The sequence below is a fragment of the Candidatus Methylomicrobium oryzae genome, assembly GCF_016745425.1.
Taxonomy (GTDB): domain Bacteria; phylum Pseudomonadota; class Gammaproteobacteria; order Methylococcales; family Methylomonadaceae; genus Methylomicrobium; species Methylomicrobium oryzae.
Genome location: NZ_JAERVK010000007.1, coordinates 197,589 through 224,215, shown reverse-complemented (window position 1 = coordinate 224,215; position 26,627 = coordinate 197,589). Strand labels below are relative to the sequence as shown.

Below are 26,627 nucleotides of genomic sequence, written 5' to 3'. Positions count from 1 at the left end.
AGAATTACTTGCCGCGGGCATCGGCCCACAGCAGTTTGTGCAGTTGAATCTGGAAGCGGACCGGCAGCCGGTCGGCAAGGATTTTTTCGGCCAGATCGGTCGGGTCTTGCCTGCCCATTACCGGCGAAAACAGAATCTGGCAACGTTCCGGTAAATTGTAATCGTTCAGGGCGGCCTTCGACCAGGCGTAATCTTCTTCATTGCCGATTACGAATTTGATCTGGTCCTTGCGGTCCAAAAAATCGAGATTTTGGTAAAGATTTCGGCCCAGTTCGCCCGAGCTGGGCGTTTTCAAGTCCATCACCTTGATCACCCGCGGGTCGACCTTCGAAATATCGAGTGCGCCGCTGGTTTCGAGCGAGACGGTGTAGCCTTTGTCGAGCAGACGCGTCATCAGGTCGAGGCAGCCGGGCTGCGCCAACGGCTCGCCGCCGGTGACGGTGACATACGGCGTGCCGTAAGCATCGACTTGAGCGAGGATGTCGTCGATCGGGATCTTCTTGCCGCCGCTGAAGGCGTATTCGGTATCGCAATAAACGCAACGGAGCGGACAGCCGGTCAGCCGGATGAATACGGTCGGCAGCCCGACCGTATTCGACTCACCTTGCAGCGAATAAAAGATTTCGGTAATACGGAGAGAACTCACTGGCCGGAGATTGATTGCAGTTTTTTGGCCGCCAGACGTGCCGCGTTCGTGTTCGGGAACTCGTTTACGACCCGGTTCAGATATTCGCCGGCTTTCGGCTTGTTGTTCAGGTCGATTTCGATGTAGCCGAGCTTCAACAGCGCGTCAGGCACCTTCGGACTGTCGGGATAGCTTTCCAATACCTTCAGCAAGGCGGCGCGGGACGAACTGAAATCCTGATTGACCCGGTAGGCTTCGCCGAGCCAGTACTGCGCGTTGCCGGACAACGGGCCTGCAGGGTTTTTGCCCAGGTAGGCCTTGAATTCCTCGATCGATTGCGCGGTACGGCCGTTTCTGAGGTCGTCGTAGGCCTGTTTGTATTCCTGGTCTCCCGATACTGCGGCAGCGGGTTCGCTTGGGGCAGGCGGAACGGCCGGTGGGGCCTCGGCATTCGCCGGAGCCTGCGCTGCCTCGGCAGGCGCTTGGCCGGTTTCTGCCGGCTGCGCTTCGCCGGAAGGCTGCATGGCGTCCAGGTCGGCAGGCTGTTCGGCATCGCCGGCGTTTTCGCCGGCCGGAGGGGTGCCCGTAGCCGGCGCGCCGCCCGACACCTTACTTTCGAGATTTTGCATTCTTTCGTCAAAATCCGAATACATCGTACTTAGCCGTTTTTTCAGCTCGGAGTTCTGATAAGACTGCTCCTCGACCTTGCCGGTCAGTTCGCGCACTTCGTTCTGCAGCTGATCGATGCGGTTCATTAACTCGTACAGAGTCTTGCTCGACGCAGCGGCCTGCACGTTCGGATTCGGCATCATCCCTGCCGGAACGTTCGGGTCATTGACTACGGGAGCCAGCGCCCAGGCGCAAGCATTGACGGAGAGGCTGCCGGCCAAGACCGACATCAGCAAGGGACGCATTTTCATTTACTTATAAACCAATTCGACACGGCGGTTGAGTTCCCAGGCGGATTCGTCGCTGCCGAACGCGGCCGGTTTTTCTTCGCCATAGCTGACCAGATCAAGCTGACCGTCGGAGACGCCTTGCGCCCGCATCAGGTTTGCGACCGATTTGGAGCGGTTTTCGCCCAAAGCAATATTATATTCGCGCGATCCGCGTTCATCGGCATGGCCTTCCAGAGCCAGCCGCTGGTTCGGATGGTTGGCCAGGTAGCGGGCGTGCGCCGCGATGACCGGCTCGAAATCCGGCTGGATCTGGCTGCTGTCCAGCATGAAATAAATCGTCGATTTGGACAGCGGATTGTTCGGGTCGGAAAATTCGGGGCCCAAGCGGCTATTTCCGTAACCTCCGGCACCTCCCGCTCCCGAACCGAATTGCGAGCCGCCAAGGCCGGCTCCGTTGTTAAGGCCGCCGGTCGAGGCATCGTTAATGCCGCTTGCACCCATTTGCGAACCGTCGGTCAGGGCTTGATCGGCTTCGTCATCGCTGCACGCGGTCAAAAATAGGACGCTTATTGCTAAAGCTAAGAGTGTTTTATTTAATTTCATCGTTAAGATCCCGAAAAATAAGGCAATAATTGTACAAGAAAAAAGGGGGGGCGCCAATTGGTCAATTCGGCCGGATCTGTACCGGGCGGATGGAGGGTCTCTTATTTATCAGCAAAAAAATCACTGCGTCCGGGCATTCTTCCGGATCGCAATGAAATGACATTTATACCCTTCAAGACAGGCTAAGTTCCCACGCCGGAGCGTGGGAACGACGGTAAAATCTACGGGGACCAGGCGGGCTCTCTGACCGCATTGCTGTCGAAGACGAGTTTTTGCTGCATCTTGCCGTCGAGCGAAACGGCTGCCAGATAGCCGCCGCTGCCGCGCTGCGAAGCGTATAAAATCAAGTCTCCGTTCGGCGCGAAGCTGGGCGATTCATCGGTCGGGCCGCTGGTCAGCACGTTGATCGTGCCGCTCGCGACATCCAACACTGCGATCCGGTAGTCATTGCCGTTGCCGTGTACCATCGCGATGTTTTTGCCGTCCGGCGAGAAACTGGCGCGCGCATTGTAACTGCCGGAGAAGGTGATCCGTTTTTCGGAACCGCCTTGGCTCGAAACCCGGTAAAGCTGCGGTTTGCCGCCGCGGTCCGAAGTGAAGACGATCGTGCTGCCGTCGGGCGACCAGGTCGGCTCGGTATCGATTGCGGTGCTGTTGGTGATTTTGGTCAACGAATTGTTGATCAGATTCAGCACGTAAATATCGGGGCTGCCGTCCTTCGACAGGGTCAGCGCGAGCTTGCTGCCGTCCGGCGACCAGGACGGCGCGCCGTTGATGCCTGGGAATTCGGCGACTTTCACCCGCTGCCCGGTCGCGAGCGTTTGGACATAAATTGCCGCGGTTTTTCTTTCGAACGAGACGTAAGCCATTTTACGTCCGTCCGGCGACCAGGACGGCGACATCAAGGGTTCGGATGAAGTCGCGATCGTTTGCGGATTGAAGCCGTCCGCGTCGGCGACCTGCAGCCGGTGCGTCGCGGATGCGCCCTGGCCGCTGCTGGTGATGTAGGCGATACGGCCGCTGAACACGCCTTTTTTGCCGATCAGTTTCTCGAAGATCAGGTCGCTGATGTGATGCGCGGTCCGGCGCAAATCCTGGGCGGAAGAAGTCATCCGGTAGCCGAGCAGCTGGCTGCCGTTATTTACGTCGAACAACTGGAACTGCACATTGTATTGGTTTCCGGCCGGGATCGCCTGGCCGATTACGATGTAATTCTGGCCGACCGATTTCCATTGCTCGAACTGGATCGCTTCGGGCGTCGTCGGGCGCCCCGGCATGTATTGTTCGCTCATCGGCTTGAAATAGCCGCTGTGCCCCAGGTCGTTGCTGACCACGCTGCTGATGCTGACCGGCGCGGGGCCTTGCTGCGCAAACGGTACGACGGCGATCGGCAGCGCGCTTTCGATGCCTTCGGTGATTTCGATGTCCATTTCCGCGCGCAGCAGCGGCGCGAATAGACCTAACAAGCCGATGATGACGATTTTCTTTATTCTCTTCACACGCAGACCTCTCAAAACACTTTCAAAATATTATCATGTGTAGGGTACGCTCTGCGTACCATGTATCGACTTTCGAACTCGATCGGGCTTCCAATAAAGGTACGGGCAGCGTACCCTACCTGTGAGCTTCTCATCGTTCCCACGCTCCGGCGTGGGGACGCATTTGTAGGTTGGGTTAGCGATAGCGTAACCCGACATTGCCGTCTTCGATTTCGTTGGGTTACGGCTAACGCCTAACCCAACCTACGCAGAGCAGTCTTATATTAATTAAGCCCCCCGGTCGGGATCGAAAGTGAACGTAAACGACCGGAAATTTTTCGCGAACACATCCTTATCCTGAGGCACCGGCAACGGCGATGCCTTGTTGACCGCATTCTCGGCCGAACGGTCGAAAATTTCGTCGCCGCTGGAGGCAACCACTTCCGCTTCGATCACGGTGCCGTCGGACATCAGTCTGACTCGGATTTTGCATTTCAAGCCCGGCTTCATCGACATCGGACGAATCCAGCTGCGGTTGACCTTCATACGGATCGCGTCGATCGCTTTTTTGACGGCATCCTGTGCTGCGGCGGCTTTGGCTTTCGCTTCCTGGGCGACTCTTTCCGCTTCGGCCTTGGATTGGGCTTCGGCTTTCGCTTTTGCCTCGGCTGCAGCGCGTTCGGCTTCCGCCTTGGCTTTCGCTTCAGCCTCCGCTTTGGCCTTGGCTGCTGCCGCTCTTTCCGCTTCCGCCTTCGCAGCGGCCGCCGCTTTTTCAGCCGCTAATTTTTTCGCTTTCTCGGCTTCCGCCTTGGCTTTGGCTTCAGCTTCCGCTTTGGCCTTCGCAGCGGCGGCCTTTTCGGCCGCCAGTTTTTGGGCTTTTTCGGCGGCGGCCTTGTCCGCCTCCGCCTGGGCTTTGGCGGCGGCTTCCGCTTTGGCCTTGGCCGCTTTCTCTGCGGCCAGTTTTTTTGCTTTTTCGGCCTCGACTTTCGCTTTGGCGGCTTTTTCCGCTTCGGCCTTGGCTTTCGCCGCCGCCTCGGTTTTTTCCGCAGCGAGCTTTTTAGCTTTTTCCTCGGCGGCTTTTTCGGCTGCCAGCTTTTTAGCTTTTTCCTCGGCGGCTTTTTCCGCGGCCAGCTTTTTAGCCTTTTCTTCGGCCGCTTTTTCGGCGGCCAGCTTTTTGGCTTTCTCCGCGGAGGTCTTTTCCGCTTCGGCCTTGGCTTTGGCGGCTTGTTCCCGTTCGGCTTTCTCGGCTGCGAGCCTTTGCGCTTTCAGGTCAGCCAGTTTTTCGGCTTCCGCTTTGGCTTTCGCTTCGGCTTCCGCTTTGGCCTTCGCAGCGGCGGCCTTTTCGGCCGCCAGTTTTTGGGCTTTTTCGGCGGCGGCCTTGTCCGCCTCCGCCTGGGCTTTGGCGGCGGCTTCCGCTTTTTCCGCCGCCAGTTTTCTCGCTTTGGCCTCGGCTTCCGCTTTTTCGGCTGCAAGTTTTTGCGCTTTCGCTTCGGCCGCCTTTTCCGCCTCGGCCTTGGCTTTCGCTTCCGCCTCGGCTTTTTCGGAGGCCAATTTTTTCGCTTTCAGCGCGGCTTCTTCCGCTTCGGCTTTGGCTTTTTCCTCGGCCAGTTTCTGTGCTTTCAGCGCGGCCGCTTTTTCCTGCGCTTTTCTTTCTTCGGCGGCTTTTTCAGCCGCTTCCCGGGCCTTCGCCGCCTGAGCCTCCGCTATCGCGGCGGCTTTTTTCTGCATTTCGGCCGCCTGATTTACCTCGGGAACCGGTTCCGGCGCGGGTTCGGACTTCGCTTTGGAAGATGCCGGTTCGGGCGGTTGTTCCACGACGGTGGCCTGGATGATTTCCGGTTGCGGCGGCCCCGCATCATCCGACAGTTTGAACAGCGTACTGAGGATGAACAGCAGCACGATCGAAATATGCAGTGCCAGGGCCAGTACGAATGGCCAGGAGTATTTTCTCGTGTTCATCCCGCTCAGTTTTCTTCGGGCCGGGTCAGCAGGCCGACATTCGGCACCCCGCTATTCTTCAGACCGGCCATCATTGTAACAACCGTGCCGTAATCGACGTCTCTGTCGGCTTCGATCAAAACTTGCGTTTCGGGTTTTTCGGCCAGGATCGCCGATACTTTGCCGTCGACCTCTTCACGTTCGATAGGTTCCTGCTCTTTGTCGCAGCACATAATGTAATACTTGTAGTCTCCCGCCGGTTCTTTATGGATCGTCAGCACTAAGGGAGGATCGTTCTTCGGTTCGACCACCGCCGATTCGGCTTCCGGAAGATCGACTTTGACGCCGGTCTGCAACAGCGGCGTCGTAATCATGAAAATAATCAGTAAGACGAGGGTGACGTCGATATAAGGGACGACGTTGATTTCGCCCATCGGTTTTCTGCGTCGGCCGTTTTTTCTGCTCATTTCTGGTGCGCCTGTCTTTGCAATAATACGACGAACTCTTCGACGAACAATTCGTAGCGGCCGATGAGCCGGTCCAGATTCGTCGAAAAGCGGTTATAGGCGATCACGGCGGGAATCGCCGCGAACAGGCCGATCGCGGTCGCAATCAACGCTTCGGCGATGCCGGGCGCGACCTGCGCCAACGTCGCCTGCTTGACGTTGCTCAATGAGCGGAATGAATTCATGATCCCCCAGACCGTACCGAACAGGCCGACATAAGGGCTGGTCGAGCCGACCGTGGCCAGAAAAGGCAGATGTTCGTCGAGACGGTCGAGCTCGCGGGACAATTCGATGCGCATCGCGCGCTGCGCGCTTTCGACCTGAACGATCGGTTCGACGTTGCCTGCCTGCCGCATACGGGAAAATTCCTTGTAGCCGGCCAGAAAGATTTTTTCGATCCCTTCCGGTTCGAAGCCCTTGGCGGTCAGTTTGCGGTAAAGTTCGGCGAGGGCGACGCCCGACCAGAATTCGGCCTCGAATTCGTCTGTGATCGTAATCGCGCGTTTGAGTTCCTTCCGTTTGGAAAAGATAAACGTCCAGGAGGCGAGCGAGGCCGAAACCAGCAGCGCCATTACGAATTGGACGACAAAGCTGGCTTCCTTGATGAGGTGGAGGATCGATAAGTCAGTGTTCATTCTTCAATGGTTTTAAACAAATGTTGAGGAATCGCTTTTGGGGTCATCGCACTCGCATCGAGGCAGGCGATGCGGAAGATGCCCTGACATAAAACAGTGTTGCCGCGGGTGATCTCCTGCTCGAAGACCAGGCTGGCTTTTTTCGCTTCGGTGATGCTGGCGCTGACGAACAGCATGTCGTTGAAGCGGGCCGGCTTCAAATAATCGACCTGCAACGAACGCACGACAAAAACCATGCCGTATTCGGCCTTCAGCGCGTCCTGCTCATGGCCGAATGCGCGCAGCATTTCGGTTCGGGCGCGCTCGAAAAAATTCAGATAATTCGAGTGAAACACGACGCCGCCGGCGTCGGTGTCTTCGTAATAGACGCGAATCGGCCAGTTAAATTTTTTTATAGGTTTATCACCTTGCATCATGATAAGGTTAAATTTTTTTGATTCAAGCGTAATTTATTCAACGAACGGTACGGCAGTTTCGAGGCAGCTGAACGGAACCGGGAATGGGCGGCTTTGCCGCTCGGATTCCAAGCCGGTAGACTTATTCGAACAGATCCAGCGAAGTCCCGAGCCGCTTGGGCGGCTTCAAGCCGAAATGCAGATAGGCGTTCTGCGTCACGACTCGCCCTCTTGGCGTGCGCATGATGAATCCCTGCTGCAGCAGGTACGGCTCCAGCACGTCTTCGATCGTGCCGCGTTCCTCGCTGATCGCGGCGGACAGCGTATCCAGCCCGACCGGTCCGCCGCCGAAGTTCTCTATCATCGTCAAAAGCAATTTTCGGTCCAACGCGTCGAAGCCGTTATGATCCACTTTTAACATGTCCAGCGCCTGAACGGAAATCTGTTCGGAGACGACGCCCGAGCCTTTGACCTCGGCGAAATCGCGCACCCGACGCAGCAGCCGGTTGGCGATCCGCGGCGTGCCGCGCGCGCGTTTGGCGATCTCCAGCGCGCCGTTCGGTTCGATGGCGATGTTCAGGAGAGTGGCCGAGCGGGTGATGATCTTGGCGAGTTCGTCGATCGTGTAGAATTCGAGCCGCTGCACAATCCCGAAGCGGTCGCGGAGCGGCGAAGTCAGAAGTCCTGCCCGGGTCGTCGCCCCCACCAGGGTAAACGGCGGCAGATCCAGTTTGATCGAGCGGGCGGCCGGGCCTTCGCCGATCATGATATCGAGCTGGTAGTCTTCCATGGCCGGATAGAGAATTTCCTCGACTGCCGGGCTGAGCCGGTGGATTTCGTCGATGAACAGCACGTCGTGCGCTTCGAGATTGGTCAGCAGGGCGGCCAGATCGCCGGCCTTTTCGAGCACCGGCCCCGACGTCTGGCGGATATTGACCGACATTTCGGCCGCAATGATGTTCGCGAGCGTGGTCTTGCCGAGGCCGGGCGGGCCGAAAATCAACACGTGGTCGAGCGCTTCCCGGCGCGCGGTTGCGGCTTTGATGAAGATTTCCATCTGCGTGCGCAGTTCTTCCTGGCCGATGTAGTCTGCCAGTTTTTTCGGGCGGATCGCCCGGTCCTGCCGCTCTTCGTCGAGCCGGCTGTGCGGCGTGATCAGGCGGTCTTTTTCGATCATCGCGCCGCCCCTTGCAACGCCAGCCGGATGATGTCTTCGCAGCGTTTGCCGTCGCTCGCGACGTTCTGCACCATTTTGGCCGCATCCTGCGGCTTATAGCCCAAGGCGCACAGAGCGCTGATCGCTTCCTGTTTGGGCGAGTTACCGGCCGGACCGACCTGGATGCCGATATCGAGCGGACCCTCTCCGCCGAATTCGGGAAGCCGGTCGCGCATTTCGATGATCAGGCGCTCGGCGGTTTTCTTGCCGACGCCGGGCAGGCGCACTAAAGCATGCGTATCGTTTTCGTGAATTGCGCGCTGGAACTGATCCGCGGTCAGCCCGGACAACAGCGTCAATGCCAGCTTCGGGCCGACGCCGCTGATCTTGATCAAGCTTCGGAACAATGTCCGATCGGCTTCGCTGGAAAAACCGAATAAGCTATGCGCGTCTTCGCGCACGACCAGATGCGTATACAGTTTAACTTCGCTGCCGACCGCCGGCAGGTTGTAAAACGTGGTCATCGGCGCTTCGATTTCGTAGCCCACCCCGTGCACATCGAGCAGCAGCAGGGGCGGGGCCTTGTGAGCCAGAATACCGCGCAGAAAGCCGATCATCGCATCGTGCTCCGGCGAATCCGCAGCGCGGTCTGGCGGTGGTGCGAATGGCACAGGCACAGCCCCAGCGCGTCGCTGGCGTCGATTTGCAGCTCGCCCTGGATGCCGAGCAGAATTTTGACCATGTGCTGCACCTGCGTTTTTTCCGCGTTGCCCTTGCCGACCAGCGCCTGTTTGACCTGTCGGGCCGCATATTCGAAGACCGGCAGATCGGCGGTTTGCACCGCGCAGATCGCTGCGCCGCGCGCCTGTCCGAGCTTCAGCGCCGAATCGGCGTTTTTATGCATGAATACCTGTTCGATCGCCATTTGTTCGGGCCGGTAAACTTCAATGATTTCGAGTACCGAATCGAAAATCTGTTTCAACCGGTCCGGAAAATAATCGGCCTGAACCCGAATGCAGCCGCTCGCTATGTAGCGGCAGTCGTTCAATCCCTGTTCGATGATGCCGTAGCCGGTCACGCGCGAGCCGGGGTCGATCCCGAGAATTCGGACGGTTTGGCTCTCTGTGTCATTGGAATGCAAAACGGGTCAGCCTGCGAACTGGGCCATGATCTCTTCGCTGATGTCCGCGTTCGAATAGACGTTCTGCACGTCGTCGAGATCTTCCAGGCGGTCGATCAGGCGCAGCATCTTTTCCGCATCTTCGGGGCCGAGTTCGGTCTGGGTCGAGGCCTGCATCGTGACTTCCGCGTTGTCGGGCGTGAAGCCGGCGGCGATCAGCGCATCCTTGACGGCGAGGTAGTCTTCGGGCGAGGTCATCACGTCGATCGAGCCGTCGTCGTTGGTGACCACATCGTTCGCGCCGGCTTCCAGGGCGGCTTCCATCAGCGCGTCTTCATCGACGCTTTCCGCATAACTCAGCATGCCGGTTTTGGTGAACAGGTAGGCGACCGAGCCGTCGGTGCCGAGGTTGCCGCCTGCTTTCGTGAACGCATGGCGGACATCGCTGACGGTGCGGTTGCGGTTGTCGGTCAGGCATTCGACCATCACCGCGGTGCCGCCGGGGCCGTAGCCTTCATAGCGAACTTCCTCGTAATTGGCGCCTTCCTGCGCGCCTGATGCCTTTTTGATTGCATTGTCGATCGTGTCGCGGCGCATGTTCGAGCCGAGCGCTTTGTCGATGGCGGTGCGCAAGGTCGGGTTGCTGCCCGCGTCGGGACCGCCGGATTTGACCGCGACGGTGATTTCGCGCAGCAGCTTGGTGAAGATCTTACCGCGTTTGGCGTCCTGTCCAGCCTTGCGGTGCTTGATGTTAGCCCATTTACTGTGTCCTGCCATTGTTGTTCTCTTGTAACGAATCTCTTAAATAAAACAATAATCGTAGGGTACGCTGTGCGTACCGTTTTTAAGTCTTTCAGACGGGGCCGATTTTGTTAAGGTACGCACAGCGTACCCTACGATTCTAAAACGACCTTTACGATTCTCTAGTGAGGTCTAGCTTGGCAAGAATTGCTAATTTCTCAAGATAGGTTGTCATGTTTTCCTGGCTGTGGGTAGGAACGCAGCCATCGTTGTAAAGATAAATTCGATCACCTGAGACTTCACCACTGTAAGACAACTTCTTTGCGATTGTTGGTCCAATACCCTTCAGTTTCGCAAAGACTGGAAACTTTTCGTAACTGATGTATTCACTGGTGTTGAATCCAACCGGTTTGTATTGGCGATTCAGAACGACCCAAGAACCGTCACGTTGCTTCTCAATGCAATAAGGAAAAAAGACTGCACGAAAGTCAGTTGAAACAGTCCTCGCAAAACCTCTTTAAAGAAATCTAACTATAAAATGTGTTTCAACACCGCCGCCAAACTCGGCCCTTCGACGAAATGATCCGCCAGTTCCCGTACGATCGGCCGCGCGGCGACGCCGCCGAAACCGATCACGCTGACGCCTTCCTGCCTGGCTTCCATGTCGGTCTTGCCGTCGCCGATCAGCACCAGCGGCGTTTGCGGCCGTTTGAGGTCCCGGCAGATTTGCGCCTTGCCGCCGGTCCGGGCCAAAGGCGAGGTCTGGTCGAAATCGCGGTAGCTGCCGTCGGCGTTGAAATAGATGTCGACTGCATGCACATGGCTTTCCGGTACGCCGAGAAACCCGGCTAGCGGCAGGATTGCCTGGCGCAGGCCGCCGCTGACGATGTGGAGTTCCTTGCCGTGCGCGGCGAGCGCCGAGAATACGTCTGCGACGCCTTCGACCATTTCGCTAATGTACAGCCCGGCCAGCCAGTCGATGCTGTCCGCATCCGGCCGAATCAGCGACAGCCGTTTTTCGTAGACCGCTTCGAGCGGCACTTCGCCGTTCATCGCTGCGTCGGTCAGCCTGGCCATCGCTTCGCCGATGCCGGCGCGGCCGGCCAATTCATCAATTCCTTCGATCCGGCTTAACGTACTGTCGCAGTCGAAACAGACGATGCCGAAACTCATAAGTTGATTTGGGTGACCTGCTGCACCGGCGGCACGTTGTGCAGCTGCTGCAGGATGTCCGCGCCGACCGGTTCGGTCACGCTGATCACCGCCATCGCCTGCTGCTGGCTGTCGGCGGTGCCGACCTGCATCCGGGTGATGTTGATATTCGCATTGCCGAGTACCGCGCTGATCGCGGAAATCACGCCCGGCCGGTCGTCATGCCGGGTGATCAACAGCGTGCCTTCCGGCACCACTTCGATGTCGAAATGATTGATGCTGATCAGCCGGGGATGATGGCCGCCGAGCAGGACGCCCGCCGCGCTGATGCTCTGGTTCGCGCTGTGGCCGGTGACCCGGATCAGCGACACGTAGTCTTCGGTCTCGGTGGTTTTCGACTCGATCAGCGAAATACCCTGGCGTTTGGCGATGTTTTCGGCATTGACCCGGTTGACGGGCGTCGAGAACTGATCGGCCAGTACGCCGACTAAGGCAGCGACCGAGATCGGGCGCGTTTCGACGTCGGCGGCGCGGCCGAACAGCGCGACTTCGAGTTTTTCGATCGGCTGGGTGGTAAGCCCGACTACGACTTTGCCCAGTTTAGTCGCCAGATTCATGTAGTCTTGGGATTTTTGCAGTTCTTCGGCGGATAGCCGCGGCAGGTTGATCGCATTGATTGCTTCGCCGGTCTGCAGGAAGGTGATCGCCTGGCGCGCGATTTCGACGCTGACCGCGACCTGCGCTTCGGTCGTTGAGGCGCCCAGATGCGGCGTGAAGACGATGTTGTCGAGTTCGAGCAGGGGCGAGCCGGCCGGCGGTTCGTTTTCGAACACGTCGAGCGCGGCGCCGGCGATTCGGCCGTTCTTTAATGCCTCGTACAGCGCGCTTTCGTCGATCAGGCCGCCGCGTGCGCAGTTGATGATCCGGGCGCTCTTTTTCATCATGCCGAGCTGGGTGGCGCCGATGATGTTCTTGGTCTTTTCAATCAGCGGGCAGTGCAGGGTCAGATAATCGGCGCGGCTGACCAGATCGTCGAGGCCGACCGCTTCGACGCCGAGGTCGGCGAAAATTTCCGGCGCGACGAACGGATCGTACGCGATTACTTTCATGCGGAGGCCGTGGCCGCGTTGGGCGACGATCCGGCCGATCGTGCCGAAGCCGAGGATCGCCAGCGTTTTATGCGCGACTTCCGCGCCCATCAATTTGGAGCGTTCCCATTTGCCGGCCCGTACCGAACTGTCGGCGGTGGGCAGCTTCCGGCTCAGCGACATCATGTGGGCGATCGCCAGTTCGGCGGTGGTGGTGGCGTTCGCATCGGGCGTATTCATCACGATCACGCCCATTTCGGTCGCAGCCGGAATGTCGACGTTGTCGACGCCGATGCCGGCGCGGCCAATCAGTTTCAGGCGCTTGGCGGCCTGCAGTACTTTCGGCGTGACCTTGGTGTCGCTGCGGATCAACAGCGCATCGAAATCTCCGATAATGTTGCACAAACCGTCTTCGTCGAGCCCGGTTTCGATGTGAACCTGGATGCCGGATTGTTCGGTCAGGTAATTGATGCCGGCTTCGGATAATTTGTCGGAGATGAGGATTCTTTTCATGTCGATGGTAGTGGCCGCAGGGATACGTACTTAAAAGGCGCCATTTTAGCAGATTTGCCTGGCTCCCGGTATGGGCTTTGAAACAGGGGCGAAAATTGCGTCGCCGGTTTGCAGGGGGCACCCCCTTCCGTATTTCTTGGACGACTATTCGCCCGGCTTCGGGCGGGATTTGGTATAATCGGAAATTTCGAAGGGCAGGCGGGAAAGGGGTTTGCGATTGTCCAAGGCGAGATTGTTGTTCGGTTTGCCGATGCTGGTTCTGGCCGCATGGCTTATCGGGGCGGCGCTGTCCCGGATGGGCGGCACGGCGCCGGACGTGGTTTTCACCACGATTACCGGCAAGCAGATCGCTTCGCATGCGTGGCGCGGCAAGCCGGCGATCGTGACCTTTTGGGCGACCGACTGTCCGTCCTGCATGCTCGAGATTCCGCATTTGATCGATCTGTACCGGCGGTTCCATCCCCAGGGGCTGGAAATCGTGGCGGTGGCGATGGCTTACGATCCGCCCAGCCATGTCGTCGCAATGACACGGGATAGGCAATTGCCCTATGATGTCGCGCTGGATCTTAACTCGGCGCATGCGCTGGCGTTCGGCAATGTGCAGTTTACCCCGACGACTTTTCTGATCAGTCCCGAGGGCAGGATCGCCGAAAAATCGGTCGGCGTTTTCGACTATTCCGCGTGGCAAAGCCGAATTGCCGCGATGTTGAACAAAGGATGAGTCATGCTTTGGTTAAAAGCGTTTCATTTGATATTCATGGTCACCTGGTTTGCCGGGTTGTTTTACTTGCCGCGCTTGTTCGTTTACCATGCGCTGAGTTCGGACAGCGTCAGCCGCGAGCGCTTCAAGATCATGGAGCGCAAGCTGTATTACGGCATCATGACGCCGGGCATGCTGCTGACCTTGCTGTTCGGCGTCTGGATGCTGGCCGATTACGCCTGGGCGCTTTACCGGGCCAGCGGCTGGCTGCATGCGAAACTGGCCTTGTTGGCGCTGTTGGTGGGCTACCACGCGTTGTGCGGCAAATGGCTCGCCGACTTCAAACACGATCGCAACCGCCACACCCATGTCTATTTCCGCTGGATGAACGAAGTGCCGGTGCTGTTCCTGTTCGGCATCGTGATTCTGGCCGTGATCAAACCTTTTTAACCGCTATTTTTAATCCATGAAACACATTATTACCCTGTCCGGCGACATCGGCAGCGGCAAGTCTTCGGTCGCGGCGGAACTGCAAAAACTGACTGAATTCGATATCATCGGCACCGGCAAAATTCAGCGCGCGATTGCGGAACGGCGCGGCCTGACCACGCTCGAACTGAACAAGATTTCGGAAACCGACCGCAGCGTCGACGACGAGATCGACAGCTATGTGATCGAAACCGGCAAGACTCAGGACCGTTTGATCATCGACTCGCGGCTGGCCTGGCATTTCATTCCGGCCGCGTTCAAGGTGTATTTGTCGGTTGATCCCTTGATCGGCGCGGAACGGGTCTTCGGAGCGGGGCGCAGCGACGAGCACAATCCGTCGCTGGAGGATACGCTGCAGAACAACCTGAAGCGACAGAGCTACGAAGACCAGCGCTTCTACAAACTGTACAATGTCCACTTCAGGCTTTACCAGAATTACGACCTGATTGTCGATACGTCTTATACGGCGCCGGAAACGATCGCTCAAAAGATCTACGTATGCTTTGAGAAACGGAATCAGGGAGAGATTTTCCCGGCGCTCTGGCTGGATCCTCGGAGACTGTCGCCGACGCATGCCACGGAACCGGAGGCGGACGAGCCGGCGAATCCGGACTTCGACTTCAATCAACCGATTTCGGTATTTGTGCACGACGGCCTGATCTATATTGCGGAAGGCCATAAAAAAGCGCTGGCCGCGCGCCGGGCCGGTATCGATCTTTTGCCTGCGCGCATTCTGACCGAAGATACGGCGGATCCGAAACGCCGATTCAGCGAACTTGCCGGCGCCGTGCCGCCGTCGGTCCGGCAAGCCTGGGAAGCGGAGATGGGGATCGGCGCCTAACGCCCTGCGGTTTTGGCCGCAGCCGGAGCGGGCAAACGGACGTGCCCGCTCCGGCAAGCGGAAAGGCTTCTCATTGAACGCCTTTTCTTTTATCCGCCGGGCTTCTTCAGCATTTTCCTGACTTCGCCCAGATGCATTTCTTCCTGCGCGATCAGCCTGCGGGCGTATTCCTCAAGCAGGACATGGTGGCCTGCGACCAAGTCGAGCAGGGTATTGTAGGCCGATAGCGCCAGCATTTCATGGTCGAGCGACTCGCGCAGGATGTCGCCGACGTCATGCTTATGGGTTTCGAGCAGCGGCCCGATGCCGAGCGAGGGGTGCGCGTCCAGCAGCGTGATCAGTTCGCCCGCTTCGTTCGCATGCCGCAGCGATTCGGCCGCCTGCTCCCGCATCCAGCCGACGATCGGTATGCGCCCGTAGCCGACTACCATCAATGCATAGTGGGTATAGCGCACCACGCCGGCCAATTCGGTTTCCAGAATCTTGTTCAGCACCGTGACGACTTCGTCTTTATCGAATCCGTTATGAGTCATATCCGCCTCCTAAAGCAAAACAAGGAAAACCTTACTATATCGGTTTTGGCGGAATTTTGCGACTTCGGGTCGTCAGGCATGGCCGGCAATCACAGGACTGAGTCGCCGAACCGGTAACTGGGATTCCGGCGTTGACTTGCACGCCGGTCTGTTATAAAACCGGAGTTTTGTACGACAGGACGCTCGATGACCGACTCACGCCACTATGTGCTTGCTGTGCAATTGAACGATCCGGAGCATTTCCGCGCGGTGTTCGGATCGGCGGTCGTAGCGGTCGCGCATGCCGACTTGACCCGCGGCATCGAGGAATTCTGCAGACAACTGCTGGGTCGTTACCAACGCAGCGGCGGAGTCGCTTCTCCCGCGTTCGGCCGCTGGTATTGCCTGTTCGTCGAGAAGGCGTCGCTGATGCGGACGGACATGGAAGAGCAGTTGCCGGTCTTACGGGAAACCGGCGCCCTGATGATGCGCGACCTGCTGGTCGGCTGTTTTGGCCACGCCACCGGCAGCCGCCAGGGTTTCAATCTGATCATCGCCGAGACGGAGGCCAAGGATCCCGACTTGATCAATAGAGCGGTAGACCGGGCATTGAGCGAGGAAACCGGCGCCAGCCTGATGCAGGTCGATGTCTCGGAGGAGTATTTACGGCAATTGGTCAACGGCGGCGGACTGTTGAGCTATTTTCAGCCGATCGTCGAACTGCAAAACGGCGACATTGTCGGCTACGAGGCGCTCACGCGCGGCCCGGTCGATTCGGCGGTACATCTGGCGGACGGATTGTTCGGCGCGGCCCGCTATCACAAGTTAACCGACATGCTGGAGCTGGCCTGTTTGCGAAGGTCGATTGAGTGGCTGAATGCGATCCCCGAACCGTTATGGATTTCGGTAAATTTGGGGCCGGCGCTGCTGATGTCGCCCGAATTCGGCCAGTTTATCCGCGACCCCAAGATCGGTCCCTTATTGCCGCGCGTGGTGTTCGAACTCACCGAGCATGTGCCGGTCGCTTCGGTGGCGGGGCTGCACGATGCGGTTACCGCCTTGTTTCCCCCGGCGCTGCGTTTGTCGCTCGATGATACCGGCTGCGGTTTCTTCGATTTGACCACAGTCGAAACGATGCGCCCCGAAATCGTGAAACTCTGCATTACCGTGATCAGCCGAATCGGCCGTAGCGCCGAGGTGGAGCACCAGATGCGGGGAACCATTCATGCCGTTAAAAAACTGGGCGCCCTGACCCTGGGCGAAGGCGTCGAGAACACCAATCAGGCCGAAATTCTGAAACGCAGCGGCGCGGCATTCGCACAAGGCAATTTTTTCGGGCTTCCGAAGCCTGCGATCGAACTTTTTCCTTTGTAACATGGCCTCAGACGCTTGATTATTGTATTTCAGCCGTGCTGATCTATGCTTCTGGGGCGACGCCTTTGCTACGCCTAACCCGGCTTGCAGCCTGTCCCTTGTTGAATTTATTTTTGGATAGTTTCCCATGATCGCGATATTTCTCGGCATTCTGTTGTTCCTGATCCTGATTTTCGTTTTGCTGTATAACGCGCTGGTTGCGAAAAAGAATGCGGTCGGCAATGCGTTCGGCGCGCTCGACGCGATGCTGAAAAAGCGTTACGACCTGCTGCCGAATCTGGTCGAAACAGTGAAGCAATACATGGACTTCGAGCGCGAAACGCTGACTCGGGTCACCGAGCTCAGGAGCCGGGCGGCCGATTCAACTCTACCTTCCGATCAGAAAATCCAGGTCGATAATCAAATCGGTCAGGCGATGCGCGGGGTCATGGTCCAGGTCGAGAATTATCCCGAATTGAAAGCCAATCAGAACTTCATTCAACTGCAAGCTGCCTGGAACGAAATCGAGGAACAGATATCTGCGGCGCGCCGAACATACAACGCCGCAGTAATGAGCTATAACAATGCCTGCGAACAGTTTCCGACGAACCTGCTGGCCGGCATGATGAATTATTCCCTGAAGGCCTATATCGAGATTCCCGAAGAAGAAAGGACGAACATCAGCGCCAGGGAATTGTTCAGAAGTTGAGCCCGATCCGCCTCTCCCGTAAAAATGCTCGATGCCTATGAATTCGGCCGACGACTTTATCAAACTTTACCGCAATAACCTGGCGCCCGTATTGCGCGATCTGGAGCCGGAACGCAAAGCGCTGCTGGCGCAGTTCTGGACCGGCGTTGCGTTTTTGCTGGCGAGTGCGCCCGGCTTCGCGTTGCTGTTCAGGACCGGTCAGCCCGTTTATTTATTGGCGGCGGCACCGTTTGGGATCGCTGCGCTCTATCAGTTTTACCGTTTCAGCGAAAAGAAAAGGGGCTATACGGCCGAATTCAAGAATTGCGTGATTCGCGAATTGGTCGCTTTGATCGACCCGAATCTCGGTTATTATCCGCACCGCCATATCGGCGAAGACGATTACCGGGAATCCGACATTTTCAGAAACCGGATCGACCGTTTCGAGGGAGACGATCTGGTCGAAGGCGTGCTTGGCGCGACTCGTCTGCGCTTCTCGGAACTTTGGCATCAGGAAAAACATGAAACGACCGATTCGAAAGGGCGGCGGCAGACGCGCTGGGAGACCGTTTTTAAAGGCATTTTCTTCATTGCCGATTTCAACAAGCAATTTCTGGGCAAAACTTATGTGGTGCCCGATGCCGGAGAAAGCATTTTAGGGATCGGCAAATTCTTCGAAAAATGGAGTTTCGGCCGCGGCGAGATCGTCGAACTGGAAAACCCGGAATTCGAAAAGCTATTTACCGTATACGGCACCGATCAGGTCGAGGCACGCTACATTCTGTCGCCATCGCTGATGGAACGGCTGGTCAACTTCAGGAATAAGGCTGGCGCTCAGGTCCATATTTCCTTCATCCATTCGAAATTGTTCCTGGCGTTGTCGGTCAATAAAAATCTGTTCGAGCCGAAGATTTTTTCGAGCGGCATGCAGTCGGGGTATTTGCGGGAATACTTCCGCTATCTGGCACTGGTTGCGGGGATCGTGGACGACCTGAACCTGAATTTGAGGATTTGGGGGAAGGTGTAAAGGCTGTCGTTCCCAGGCTCCGGCGTACCCAGAGGCATTAAAATAGGGATGCGCCATGTAGGTTGCCCGCTTTTGGGCAACCAATAATCTGGGTTGCCTAATAATTACAGTCCCCCTCTTTGAAAAAGACGACTGCACGGATGCCACCACTAAAGGGTGGTCTATGGACAGAGGTACGCGCCCAAGGAAGGGCGAGGTAGATCGCGTCGGGAACAAGCGATCGAGGGCAATGCAGGAGCGATTGCCGAGGGGTTGGGGGAGATTTATCAAATAAATCCCCCTCGATCCCCCTTTTTCAAAGGGGGAGGAAGTCGTATAGTTTGTCCTTTTTCAAAGGGGGAGGCCGAGCTTGCCCTTCTTTTTCAACGAGGCAAGCGTTAGCTTGCGTATCGTAATCTTCCCCTACGCTTGAGCTTGAAAAACGTCAGACCGCGTTGCGGATCCGCTCCATCGCTTTTTCGAGATTCGCCATACTGGTCGCGATCGAAATCCGGATATGGCCCGGCGTGCCGAATGCGGAACCCGGTACCAGCGCGACGCCGGCCTTTTCGATCAGGTATTCCGAAAACGCCAGATCGTCGTCGATTCCGTCCAGACGGGCAAGCAGCTTTTCGATGTTCGGAAACACGTAGAATGTGCCGTCGGTTTCGATGCAGTCGATCCCGTCGATCTTGTTGAATTCGGCGACCACGTAATCATGGCGCTTCTTGAATTCGACGCACATGTCATTGATGAAGCTTTGGTCGCCGATCAGCGCGGCTTCGGCCGCGACTTGCGAAATCGAGGTCGGGTTCGAAGTGCTCTGCGACTGCACGGTGGTCATCGCCTCGATCAGGTCGGCGGGGCCCGCCGCATAGCCGATCCGCCAGCCGGTCATCGAATAGGCCTTCGAGACGCCGTTCATCACCACGGTGCGGTCGTACAGGTCCGGATGTGCGTTCAGAATGTTTACGAATGTGCCCTGCTGCCAGAGGATATGCTCGTACATGTCGTCCGTTGCAATGATGATCTCAGGATAGTCCTTCAATACGTCGCCAAGCGCCTTCAGTTCGTCGAGCGTATAGGCGATCCCGGACGGGTTCGAGGGGCTGTTGATGAAGATCAGCCGGGTCTTCGGAGTGATCGCCTTGCGCAGTTGCTCGGGTGTGATCTTGAAGCGTTGCGCCTGGGTCGTCTCGATAATGACCGGCACGCCGTCCGCGAGCAGCACCATATCCGGATACGATACCCAGAACGGAGCAGGAATGATCACTTCGTCGCCCGGATTCAACAGGGCCTGGGTCAGGTTGAACGAGCTCTGCTTGCCGCCGCAGGATACCAGAACCTGCTTCGGCTGATACTCGAGCCCGTTGTCCTTTTTGAACTTATCGACGATCGCCTTCTTCAAACTCGCGATACCGTCCACCGCAGTATATTTGGTGAAGCCTTTCGCCAGTGCCTCGACCGCGGCGGCCTTGATGTGTTCCGGCGTGTCGAAGTCGGGCTCGCCCGCGCCCAGGCCGACGATGTCCTTGCCGGCCGCGCGCATCTGTGCGGCCCGGGCGGTAATCGCCAGGGTCGGAGAAGGTTTGACTGCCTGAACTCTGTGGGATAGTTTGATGCTCATGTTCCGCCGTGTAAAATCAGTATCTGAAAATGCCGCAAATTATACTCTATTGACCCATTGACAAAAAAACGGTTTTTATAGTTTCGTAGGCTGGGTTGAGGAACGAAACCCAGCGATTCGATAGCGCCCCCTGCCGGGTTTCCGCAAGGCTCCAACCCAGCTTACATCATGATTTATCCGTTACCGAAAGACGGTTTTTTGAGAAAGATCGAGTGAAAAAAGAATTTAAAATCCACAGCCGCTTCCAGCCCGCCGGCGACCAGCCGGCCGCGATCGCGCAACTGGTCGAGGGGCTGGGCGACGGCGAACTGCACCAGACCCTGCTCGGGGTGACCGGCTCGGGCAAGACTTTCACGATCGCGAACGTGATCCAGCAGGCTCAGCGCCCGGCCATGGTGATGGCGCCGAACAAGACGCTGGCCGCGCAGCTTTACGGCGAGTTCAAGGAATTCTTCCCGGAAAACAGCGTCGAATATTTCGTTTCGTATTACGACTATTACCAGCCGGAAGCCTATGTGCCGGCGTCCGATACCTATATCGACAAGGATGCTTCGCTGAACGAGCACATCGAACAGATGCGGCTGTCCGCGACCAAGGCGCTGATCGAGCGCGAGGATACGATCGTGGTCGCAACCGTATCGGCGATCTACGGCTTGGGCGAGCCGGAATCCTATTTCAAGATGGTATTGCACCTGGTTAAGGGCGATATGATTGACCAGCGCGCGATCATCCGCCGCCTGGCCGAGATGCAGTACACCCGCAACGACGTCGACCTCCGGCGCGCAACTTACCGGGTGCGCGGCGACGTGATCGATATTTACCCGGCCGAATCCGATTCGGAAGCCTTGCGCGTCGAGCTGTTCGACGACGAAGTCGAGCGCCTGTCGCTGTTCGACCCCTTGACCGGCGAAATCCTGCGCCAGGTGGCCCGCTACACAGTCTATCCGAAGAACCATTATGTAACGCCGCGCGAGCAGTTGCTGGACGCGGTCGAGAAAATCAAGGTCGAACTGAAGCAGCGTTTGGAGCAACTACGTTCGTTGAACAAGCTGGTCGAGGCGCAACGCCTGGAGCAGCGCACCCTGTTCGACATCGAGATGATCATGGAGATGGGCTATTGCTCCGGCATCGAAAATTATTCGCGGCACTTGTCCGGCCGCGGCCCCGGCGAACCGCCGCCGACGATGTTCGATTACCTGCCCGCGAACGGGATCATCGTCATCGACGAAAGCCATGTCACGGTCCCGCAGATCGGCGCGATGTACAAGGGCGACCGCTCGCGCAAGGAGACGCTGGTCGAATACGGCTTCCGCCTGCCGTCCGCGCTCGATAACCGGCCGCTGACCTTCGACGAATTCGAGCTGAAATCGCCGCAGCGGATTTACGTGTCCGCGACGCCGGGGCCATACGAAAGGGCGCATTCCGGCGCCGTCGTGGATCAGGTGGTGCGGCCGACCGGCCTGCTCGATCCCGAGGTCGAAGTGCGTCCGGCGACGACACAGGTGGACGACCTTCTGTCCGAGATCAACAAGCGGATCGATCTGCAGGAGCGGGTGCTGGTCACGACATTGACCAAACGGATGGCGGAAGACCTGACCGAATACCTGACCGATCACGGCATCCGCGTGCGCTACCTGCATTCCGACGTCGAAACGGTCGAACGGGTCGAAATCATCCGCGACTTGCGCCTGGGCCAGTTCGACGTGCTGGTCGGGATCAACCTGCTGCGCGAAGGGTTGGACATTCCGGAGGTGTCGTTGGTGGCGATCCTCGACGCGGACAAGGAAGGCTTTCTGCGTTCGACTGTATCGCTGGTACAGACGATCGGCCGGGTCGCCCGCAACGTGCGCGGCAAGGCGATTCTGTATGCCGACCGGATCACCAAATCGATGCAGCAGGCGATCGAGGAAACCGAACGTCGCCGCGACAAACAGCACCGCTTCAACGAGGCGCACAATATTATCCCCGCGACCGTGTATAAATCGGTCACCGACATTCTGCAGACCGCGATACCCGGGGCGGGACTTGCGATCCCGGGCAATGCGAAGCGGGTTGCCGAACCGGCGGCGCCATATAAGCCGTTGACCCAGAAGCAGCTGGCGAAGAAGATCAAACAGCTCGAAGACGCGATGTACCAGCACGCGAAGAACCTGGAGTTCGAGCAGGCGGCAAAAATCCGCGACGAGATCAGGATGATGCAGGAGCAGGCGACGGTTTAGATGATTGCGTAGGCCGGGTGAGCGGAGCGCATCCGGCGCTCATGGCAGGGTAGAATGGGCTGAACGAAGTGAAGCGCATCAAGGGGCTACAGGACCTTGAGAACGACCATCGACACATCATCCGCGAAAGAACTGCTCTCGGCAAAGGTTTGCAGTTCTTTCGCGATCGTATTGATGATTTCTTGCGGCTTTTTGGTTCCCAGGGTGGAAAAAAGCCGGGCCAGGCGTTCGGTGCCGAAAAACTCCCCTTTCGGATTCTGCGCTTCGGTAATGCCGTCGGTATAGAGCAACACCATGTCTCCGGGATCCAATACAATATTTTTTTCTTCGAATTGGATTTCCTTGGTGACTCCGAAGATAATCCCTTCGGCATCCAGCTCGCAGCAAACCGTTTTGCCGGCCGGCAACAGCAGCGGCCGGTTATGGCCGGCGTTCGCATAGCTCAGCCTCCGGGTGGCCGGATTGTACTTCATGTAGAACATCGTGATGAACAGCTCGGCCTTGCTGAGGTCATCGTAAAGCAGGGCGTTCAGGATGCGCAGAATATCGCCTGTTCCGTTCTCAAGCTTTCCCGATTCGGGATGCACATGCAGGGCGCGCAGGGCTTCCGCTTTTAAGGTGCTGCGCGTTTCGGCCATGATCAGCGCAGCCCCCATCGAATGTCCCGAGACGTCGGCAATTACGATGTCGATCGCGTCCTGGCCGTAAAAATAATCGAAATAGTCTCCCCCCACATGCGTCGCCGGCAGGCAATAACCCGCGATGAGCACCCCTTCGACGTGCAGTGGCGCGTCGGGCAGCAGGGACAACTGAATCTGTTTGGCGAGTTCCAGTTCATGGCGCTCTTCCTCGGCCCGCCGCAACTCGGTCACGTCGGTCTGCACGCCGATCCAATGCGTGAGATTGCCCCGGCTGTCGAATACCGGCGAAATGAACAGTTCGTTCCAGAAAATCGTGCCGTTCTTGCGGTAATTTTTTAAAGTGGTCAGGCAGGGCTTGTTCTCCATCAGCGCCTGGCGTAACGTTTCGACGGCTTCCGGATCGGTTTCAGGGCCTTGCAAAATGCGCGGGCTGAGCCCGAGAAGTTCTTCCCGGCTGTAACCGGTCATCCGCGAAAACGCGGGATTGGCGTAGATGATCGGATTATTCCTGTTGGTGGCGTCGGTGATGATGATGCCCGCGCTGGAGGCCTCGATCGCGCGGTCGCGCAGCAGCAATCTTTCCTCGTAGCGTTTGCGTTCGACGATTTCCGCCTGCAGGTTGCGATTGACTTCCGCCAGTTCGGCGGTGCGGAGCCGGACCCGTTGTTCCAGTTCGTCGTGGGCTTTCTGCAGTGCCGCTTCGGCGCGCTTGCGCTCGTCGATTTCGGTTTCCAGCATGTTGTTAAGCCGGCGCAGTTCGTTGTTGGCTTCACGGTAGCCGCGATGCGTCATCTCGAACGGAGCGAGGCTTTCCGACCAGAATTCCGCCGCCTTTCCGACTGTGCGCAGAATTTGTGCGGGATTCGATAGGCTTTGCAGGGCCGATTCCAGCGCTGCGCGAAAGATCGTCTCCATGTCCAGCACGCCTATATCGGATTCGACGGCCCGGCGGCCGATTTCATAAGCGCGCTCGAGCCGGGCCTCGCCGCCTTCGGCCAGATAGGCCCGCAATTCTTCCGTGTAAATTTGGGTGATGTCGTTAACGTTGTCTTTCATGAAACTGAACCCAGGTACCGAACGGCGAGGACCACGGCATCGTCGGTCGTTTTCCCGAAACGGGTCAGAATGCGATCGGCGATGTCCTGTACCGGCTGGCGGCGCAACAGTGGATCGGCAGCGAGAAATCGCTTTCCGTAACCGCTGTTGATGCCGTCCGTCGTAAAAATCAATAAGTCCCCCGTCATCAGGGAAAGCCGATAGGCGTGCAGCGGCGGCAGCTGATAGCCGACGACGCCGCCGCGCGTCGACAGCGTTTCGCGGCTGGGCGGCGTGTCGAAAATGCGCAGCAGGCGGCCGTCGACATTACCCACGCCCAGCCAGGTCATCATCCCGGACTCACGGATCGAAGCCAGGCTCATCGCCGCGCCGCGTGTCCCCTTGAGTGCCCGATGGCAGCGCTCAACCAGCGCGACCGGCTCTTCCTCGGCATGCCGTTCAACGATATCCGCCGCGAGTTCCGCAGCCGCTTTTGCCGCTTCGCCATGGCCCAAGCCGTCGATGGCCGCCGCCAGTACGCCATGCGCAAAAGGCTTGACCACGGCATAATCGCCGGAGAACCGTTCTCCCGGGAAAGTACGTGCCGCGATACCGTGCTCGATCAGCGTGCCCATTTGGTTGCCTTTACGGTAGTTCCTTGACCCAGGCTGGAAGTGATCTCGAACTCGTCCATCAGCCGTTTGGCGCCCGGAAGCCCCAGGCCCAGCCCTTTTCCTGTCGAGTAGCCGTCCAGCATGGCCCGTTCGATATCGGCGATTCCCGGCCCGCGATCGCGTGCAATAATCGTAATGCCGCGCCGGCTGCCTTGCCGGATCTGGCTCAATACGATTTCTCCCTGCCGGGCATATTCGACGATATTGCGTGCCAGTTCGGAAAGTGCGGTCGCGATCAAGGTCAGGTCGCTGGACGAGAACCCTAATTCTTTGGCGAGCATGCGCGCCTGCTGCCGAACCAATATGATATCGGCGTCGGAGCGGACCGTGATTTGGACTACGTCAGTCACGGCACATTCCCTCCCGGCAGCGGCGGTTCAGGATCGCGAGCGCTTCTTCCAGATCCAGGGCGGTTAACACTCCGGACAGGCGCGTATCCAGACCCAATTGCACCATCGCAAACGCGATTTCGGGGCGAATGCCGACGATGACCGTTTCGGCGCCGCGCAAGCTGACCGCCTGGGCAATCCCGCGCAGGGTACGCGTGGCGAAGGAATCCATCACGTCGAGCAGCGTGACGTCCAGAATCACGCCGCGCGAGCGGAATCGGCCCACCTGTTCCAGCAGCGTCTCCTGAAGTTGCAGCAGGTCCGAATCGGATTGTCCGGCCTGAAGGATGGCGATCAGATAAGGGCCTTGCTTCAGGATGGAAGTATTCATGGATGCAATTGATCGGAACGGGCCTTATCGCCTGCGGGAACCAGACGATAGCCCAGCAGCCGTTCCGCTTCTTCCAGGCCGCTCTGTAGGTCGACCGTGGTTTTGACCTGGCTCAGGTCCACGCCGATCGCAACCAGCGCTTGCGCGATTTGCGAGGACAGGCCAGTCAGGATCACGGTCGCCCCCATCAATCGGGCCGCACTGACCGTCTGCAAGAGATGATTGGCTACCCTCGAATCCACCACGGGGACGCCGGTAATATCCACGATCGCGGCTTTGGCGCGGGTCGTGCCGATGCTTTCCAGCAACTGTTCGGTTAGCTGGTGAGCGCGGTACGATTCGAGCACCCCGACAACCGGCAATATCAGGAGCCGTTCGCGGACCCGCAGCACCGGCGTGGGAAGCTCGCGCATGGCTTCCTGCTGCTTGCCGATCAGTTGTTCGCGGCGGTTGATGTAGGTATCGATCGCCAGGCCCATGTCCAGAAAAACCACTTTCAACAGCGAGAGAAACGCCCGCAGTGCTTTTTCGCGGTCGTTTTTATATTCATCGAAAAGGCGGGCGGCGACATTTCTAAGGTAGAAATTGTACATGCCCAGGTAGGCTTTGACAGGCAGGCCGATGCGTTCGTGCACGGCGCCGATTTTGAGGCGGTCTTCGATATAATCCTTATCGTAATTGCCCCGCGTAAGCCTTGCGAAATACTGTTTCTGAGCGCGCTTGACCCGCTCCAGCACTTGGCGGTCTTGAAAGAATACCCGGGTTTCCTCGAAATTCAGGAGATGTTTGTAAAAATCTTCGATGACCGGATCCGCGTACGCCTCGGCGACCGGATCGATGCCCAGCAATTCTTTGATATCTTTTTCGCCTAATTCCAGAAATGCACAGCGGTTGGCGATTTCCCGGTCGGTAATGCCTATTTCCTCCATGAGCGACTTTGTTGAGTCCTGATTCGTTTGTTCAGCCATCTGGGGTTCCTCCTGCTCTGGATGCCGGCCTTCACCGGCGTGAGGTCATTGTGGGATAGGTCGTCAATACTGGATTCTCTTCTCGATTTTTTACCGCCTTATCCTATGCCTGTCTAGCAAAAACCCGGGCGAGGCCGCTGAATTTCAGACGCTTTTGTGACTGTAGATTACGGCCGTCCGGAATTTGTTCGATTTGTTTGCCGGCGCTCCGGTCCAACTGTCCGGTGCCGGCGGGAAACGCTACAATAATCGAGATCGGGCCTGAGGGCAATGCCGTTAAGTTCCGCTTCGAGGCGTTGCAAAGC

The 26,627-nt window shown here is 57.8% G+C and carries 28 protein-coding genes; 7 read left to right on the top strand and 21 right to left on the bottom strand.

Features of this window, described 5'->3' with window-relative positions:
• Nucleotides 1-4: 4 nt before the first annotated feature.
• The 14 genes from queE to serA all read right to left on the bottom strand — a co-directional run bounded on the left by queE (nucleotide 5) and on the right by serA (nucleotide 12,849).
• Nucleotides 5-646: a 7-carboxy-7-deazaguanine synthase QueE gene (gene queE, locus JJL52_RS10030; protein WP_202052271.1), complete on the bottom strand. Its 642-nt coding sequence runs from the start codon at nucleotides 644-646 to the stop codon at nucleotides 5-7.
• On the bottom strand, nucleotides 643-1,545 hold the full coding sequence (gene ybgF / locus JJL52_RS10025; RefSeq protein WP_202052270.1) for a tol-pal system protein YbgF: 903 nt from the start codon (nucleotides 1,543-1,545) through the stop codon (nucleotides 643-645). The genes queE and ybgF overlap by 4 nt, the downstream gene beginning before the upstream one ends.
• Nucleotides 1,546-2,127 (bottom strand): peptidoglycan-associated lipoprotein Pal, encoded by a 582-nt coding sequence (gene pal, locus JJL52_RS10020; protein ID WP_202052269.1) that lies wholly within the window; start codon nucleotides 2,125-2,127, stop codon nucleotides 1,546-1,548. It lies immediately after the preceding gene.
• A gap of 221 nt (nucleotides 2,128-2,348) precedes the next feature.
• Nucleotides 2,349-3,626 (bottom strand): Tol-Pal system beta propeller repeat protein TolB, encoded by a 1,278-nt coding sequence (tolB, locus tag JJL52_RS10015; protein WP_202052268.1) that lies wholly within the window; start codon nucleotides 3,624-3,626, stop codon nucleotides 2,349-2,351.
• A gap of 267 nt (nucleotides 3,627-3,893) precedes the next feature.
• On the bottom strand, nucleotides 3,894-5,564 hold the full coding sequence (gene tolA, locus JJL52_RS10010; protein ID WP_202052267.1) for a cell envelope integrity protein TolA: 1,671 nt from the start codon (nucleotides 5,562-5,564) through the stop codon (nucleotides 3,894-3,896).
• 5 nt (nucleotides 5,565-5,569) lie between these two features.
• Complete coding sequence (gene tolR, locus JJL52_RS10005; protein WP_202052266.1) at nucleotides 5,570-6,010, bottom strand: protein TolR; 441 nt, start codon at nucleotides 6,008-6,010, stop codon at nucleotides 5,570-5,572.
• Nucleotides 6,007-6,684 (bottom strand): protein TolQ, encoded by a 678-nt coding sequence (gene tolQ / locus JJL52_RS10000; RefSeq protein WP_202052265.1) that lies wholly within the window; start codon nucleotides 6,682-6,684, stop codon nucleotides 6,007-6,009. The genes tolR and tolQ overlap by 4 nt, the downstream gene beginning before the upstream one ends.
• On the bottom strand, nucleotides 6,681-7,097 hold the full coding sequence (gene ybgC, locus JJL52_RS09995; protein WP_436231519.1) for a tol-pal system-associated acyl-CoA thioesterase: 417 nt from the start codon (nucleotides 7,095-7,097) through the stop codon (nucleotides 6,681-6,683). The genes tolQ and ybgC overlap by 4 nt, the downstream gene beginning before the upstream one ends.
• A 124-nt stretch (nucleotides 7,098-7,221) precedes the next feature.
• The gene (ruvB, locus tag JJL52_RS09990) at nucleotides 7,222-8,253 is read right to left on the bottom strand and encodes a Holliday junction branch migration DNA helicase RuvB (RefSeq protein ID WP_202052289.1); all 1,032 of its coding nucleotides are present in this window, start codon (nucleotides 8,251-8,253) and stop codon (nucleotides 7,222-7,224) included.
• Nucleotides 8,253-8,852, bottom strand: a complete 600-nt coding sequence (gene ruvA / locus JJL52_RS09985) for a Holliday junction branch migration protein RuvA (RefSeq protein ID WP_202052263.1) — start codon at nucleotides 8,850-8,852, stop codon at nucleotides 8,253-8,255. Before ruvA ends, ruvB begins: the two co-directional genes overlap by 1 nt.
• Nucleotides 8,849-9,376, bottom strand: coding sequence for a crossover junction endodeoxyribonuclease RuvC (gene ruvC / locus JJL52_RS09980; protein WP_202052262.1), 528 nt, complete (start codon nucleotides 9,374-9,376; stop codon nucleotides 8,849-8,851). The genes ruvA and ruvC overlap by 4 nt, the downstream gene beginning before the upstream one ends.
• Before the next feature lie 6 nt (nucleotides 9,377-9,382).
• The gene (locus tag JJL52_RS09975; protein WP_202052261.1) at nucleotides 9,383-10,132 is read right to left on the bottom strand and encodes a YebC/PmpR family DNA-binding transcriptional regulator; all 750 of its coding nucleotides are present in this window, start codon (nucleotides 10,130-10,132) and stop codon (nucleotides 9,383-9,385) included.
• A 495-nt stretch (nucleotides 10,133-10,627) separates the two neighbouring features.
• A complete protein-coding gene (locus JJL52_RS09970; RefSeq protein WP_202052260.1) occupies nucleotides 10,628-11,269 on the bottom strand; it encodes an HAD-IB family phosphatase in 642 nt (213 codons plus the stop codon).
• Entirely contained in the window at nucleotides 11,266-12,849 is a 1,584-nt protein-coding gene (gene serA, locus JJL52_RS09965) for a phosphoglycerate dehydrogenase (RefSeq protein WP_202052259.1), read from the bottom strand. Before serA ends, JJL52_RS09970 begins: the two co-directional genes overlap by 4 nt.
• A 211-nt stretch (nucleotides 12,850-13,060) precedes the next feature.
• Here serA and JJL52_RS09960 point away from each other — a divergent pair, with 211 nt between their 5' ends.
• From JJL52_RS09960 to JJL52_RS09950, 3 genes are read left to right on the top strand one after another with little or no spacing between them, the layout of a single operon-like run.
• A complete protein-coding gene (locus JJL52_RS09960; protein WP_336885056.1) occupies nucleotides 13,061-13,570 on the top strand; it encodes a peroxiredoxin family protein in 510 nt (169 codons plus the stop codon).
• Between the two features lie 3 nt (nucleotides 13,571-13,573).
• Nucleotides 13,574-13,999 carry a protoporphyrinogen oxidase HemJ gene (gene hemJ / locus JJL52_RS09955; protein WP_202052258.1) on the top strand — a complete coding sequence of 142 codons (426 nt, stop codon included), beginning with the start codon at nucleotides 13,574-13,576 and terminating at the stop codon, nucleotides 13,997-13,999.
• A gap of 16 nt (nucleotides 14,000-14,015) precedes the next feature.
• On the top strand, nucleotides 14,016-14,879 hold the full coding sequence (locus JJL52_RS09950; RefSeq protein WP_202052257.1) for an AAA family ATPase: 864 nt from the start codon (nucleotides 14,016-14,018) through the stop codon (nucleotides 14,877-14,879).
• 89 nt (nucleotides 14,880-14,968) lie between these two features.
• On the opposite strand, the gene JJL52_RS09945 is transcribed toward JJL52_RS09950, so the two are convergent.
• Nucleotides 14,969-15,412, bottom strand: a complete 444-nt coding sequence (locus tag JJL52_RS09945; RefSeq protein WP_202052256.1) for a ferritin-like domain-containing protein — start codon at nucleotides 15,410-15,412, stop codon at nucleotides 14,969-14,971.
• Between the two features lie 186 nt (nucleotides 15,413-15,598).
• Here JJL52_RS09945 and JJL52_RS09940 point away from each other — a divergent pair, with 186 nt between their 5' ends.
• From JJL52_RS09940 to JJL52_RS09930, 3 genes are all read left to right on the top strand, one after another.
• On the top strand, nucleotides 15,599-16,765 hold the full coding sequence (locus JJL52_RS09940) for an EAL domain-containing protein (protein ID WP_202052255.1): 1,167 nt from the start codon (nucleotides 15,599-15,601) through the stop codon (nucleotides 16,763-16,765).
• A gap of 127 nt (nucleotides 16,766-16,892) precedes the next feature.
• Complete coding sequence (locus JJL52_RS09935) at nucleotides 16,893-17,453, top strand: LemA family protein (protein ID WP_202052254.1); 561 nt, start codon at nucleotides 16,893-16,895, stop codon at nucleotides 17,451-17,453.
• Nucleotides 17,454-17,484: 31 nt separating this feature from the next.
• On the top strand, nucleotides 17,485-18,459 hold the full coding sequence (locus JJL52_RS09930) for a DUF3137 domain-containing protein (protein ID WP_236994163.1): 975 nt from the start codon (nucleotides 17,485-17,487) through the stop codon (nucleotides 18,457-18,459).
• Between the two features lie 424 nt (nucleotides 18,460-18,883).
• Here JJL52_RS09930 and JJL52_RS09925 read toward each other — a convergent pair whose 3' ends face one another.
• A complete protein-coding gene (locus JJL52_RS09925) occupies nucleotides 18,884-20,065 on the bottom strand; it encodes a pyridoxal phosphate-dependent aminotransferase (protein WP_202052253.1) in 1,182 nt (393 codons plus the stop codon).
• 212 nt (nucleotides 20,066-20,277) lie between these two features.
• Between JJL52_RS09925 and uvrB the strand changes: the two genes are divergently transcribed.
• The gene (gene uvrB / locus JJL52_RS09920; protein WP_202052252.1) at nucleotides 20,278-22,284 is read left to right on the top strand and encodes an excinuclease ABC subunit UvrB; all 2,007 of its coding nucleotides are present in this window, start codon (nucleotides 20,278-20,280) and stop codon (nucleotides 22,282-22,284) included.
• 86 nt (nucleotides 22,285-22,370) lie between these two features.
• Here the strand turns inward: uvrB and JJL52_RS09915 are convergent, their stop codons facing one another.
• The 5 genes from JJL52_RS09915 to JJL52_RS09895 are packed head-to-tail and all read right to left on the bottom strand — an operon-like array spanning nucleotide 22,371 to nucleotide 26,322.
• A complete protein-coding gene (locus tag JJL52_RS09915) occupies nucleotides 22,371-23,981 on the bottom strand; it encodes a PP2C family protein-serine/threonine phosphatase (protein WP_202052251.1) in 1,611 nt (536 codons plus the stop codon).
• Nucleotides 23,978-24,595 (bottom strand): SpoIIE family protein phosphatase, encoded by a 618-nt coding sequence (locus JJL52_RS09910; RefSeq protein ID WP_202052250.1) that lies wholly within the window; start codon nucleotides 24,593-24,595, stop codon nucleotides 23,978-23,980. Before JJL52_RS09910 ends, JJL52_RS09915 begins: the two co-directional genes overlap by 4 nt.
• Complete coding sequence (locus JJL52_RS09905) at nucleotides 24,583-24,984, bottom strand: ATP-binding protein (protein WP_202052249.1); 402 nt, start codon at nucleotides 24,982-24,984, stop codon at nucleotides 24,583-24,585. The genes JJL52_RS09910 and JJL52_RS09905 overlap by 13 nt, the downstream gene beginning before the upstream one ends.
• A complete protein-coding gene (locus JJL52_RS09900; RefSeq protein ID WP_202052248.1) occupies nucleotides 24,977-25,354 on the bottom strand; it encodes an STAS domain-containing protein in 378 nt (125 codons plus the stop codon). Before JJL52_RS09900 ends, JJL52_RS09905 begins: the two co-directional genes overlap by 8 nt.
• Nucleotides 25,351-26,322: a protoglobin domain-containing protein gene (locus JJL52_RS09895; RefSeq protein WP_202052247.1), complete on the bottom strand. Its 972-nt coding sequence runs from the start codon at nucleotides 26,320-26,322 to the stop codon at nucleotides 25,351-25,353. Before JJL52_RS09895 ends, JJL52_RS09900 begins: the two co-directional genes overlap by 4 nt.
• Nucleotides 26,323-26,627 lie beyond the last annotated feature (305 nt).

Excerpts from the sequence above, each read along its gene's own strand:
- JJL52_RS09975 (WP_202052261.1), bottom strand. The coding sequence starts at position 10,132 with ATGGCAGGACACAGTAAATGGGCTAACATCAAGCACCGCAAGGCTGGA.
- JJL52_RS09970 (WP_202052260.1), bottom strand. The coding sequence starts at position 11,269 with ATGAGTTTCGGCATCGTCTGTTTCGACTGCGACAGTACGTTAAGCCGG.
- JJL52_RS09915 (WP_202052251.1), bottom strand. The coding sequence starts at position 23,981 with ATGAAAGACAACGTTAACGACATCACCCAAATTTACACGGAAGAATTG.
- JJL52_RS09900 (WP_202052248.1), bottom strand. The coding sequence starts at position 25,354 with ATGAATACTTCCATCCTGAAGCAAGGCCCTTATCTGATCGCCATCCTT.
- tolR (WP_202052266.1), bottom strand. The coding sequence starts at position 6,010 with ATGAGCAGAAAAAACGGCCGACGCAGAAAACCGATGGGCGAAATCAAC.
- hemJ (WP_202052258.1), top strand. The coding sequence starts at position 13,574 with ATGCTTTGGTTAAAAGCGTTTCATTTGATATTCATGGTCACCTGGTTT.
- JJL52_RS09935 (WP_202052254.1), top strand. The coding sequence starts at position 16,893 with ATGATCGCGATATTTCTCGGCATTCTGTTGTTCCTGATCCTGATTTTC.
- pal (WP_202052269.1), bottom strand. The coding sequence starts at position 2,127 with ATGAAATTAAATAAAACACTCTTAGCTTTAGCAATAAGCGTCCTATTT.
- serA (WP_202052259.1), bottom strand. The coding sequence starts at position 12,849 with ATGAAAAGAATCCTCATCTCCGACAAATTATCCGAAGCCGGCATCAAT.
- JJL52_RS09930 (WP_236994163.1), top strand. The coding sequence starts at position 17,485 with ATGCCTATGAATTCGGCCGACGACTTTATCAAACTTTACCGCAATAAC.
- JJL52_RS09895 (WP_202052247.1), bottom strand. The coding sequence starts at position 26,322 with ATGGCTGAACAAACGAATCAGGACTCAACAAAGTCGCTCATGGAGGAA.
- ybgF (WP_202052270.1), bottom strand. The coding sequence starts at position 1,545 with ATGAAAATGCGTCCCTTGCTGATGTCGGTCTTGGCCGGCAGCCTCTCC.
- JJL52_RS09940 (WP_202052255.1), top strand. The coding sequence starts at position 15,599 with ATGACCGACTCACGCCACTATGTGCTTGCTGTGCAATTGAACGATCCG.
- tolQ (WP_202052265.1), bottom strand. The coding sequence starts at position 6,684 with ATGAACACTGACTTATCGATCCTCCACCTCATCAAGGAAGCCAGCTTT.
- ruvA (WP_202052263.1), bottom strand. The coding sequence starts at position 8,852 with ATGATCGGCTTTCTGCGCGGTATTCTGGCTCACAAGGCCCCGCCCCTG.
- JJL52_RS09910 (WP_202052250.1), bottom strand. The coding sequence starts at position 24,595 with ATGGGCACGCTGATCGAGCACGGTATCGCGGCACGTACTTTCCCGGGA.
- JJL52_RS09925 (WP_202052253.1), bottom strand. The coding sequence starts at position 20,065 with ATGAGCATCAAACTATCCCACAGAGTTCAGGCAGTCAAACCTTCTCCG.
- JJL52_RS09950 (WP_202052257.1), top strand. The coding sequence starts at position 14,016 with ATGAAACACATTATTACCCTGTCCGGCGACATCGGCAGCGGCAAGTCT.
- JJL52_RS09945 (WP_202052256.1), bottom strand. The coding sequence starts at position 15,412 with ATGACTCATAACGGATTCGATAAAGACGAAGTCGTCACGGTGCTGAAC.
- ybgC (WP_436231519.1), bottom strand. The coding sequence starts at position 7,097 with ATGCAAGGTGATAAACCTATAAAAAAATTTAACTGGCCGATTCGCGTC.
- tolA (WP_202052267.1), bottom strand. The coding sequence starts at position 5,564 with ATGAACACGAGAAAATACTCCTGGCCATTCGTACTGGCCCTGGCACTG.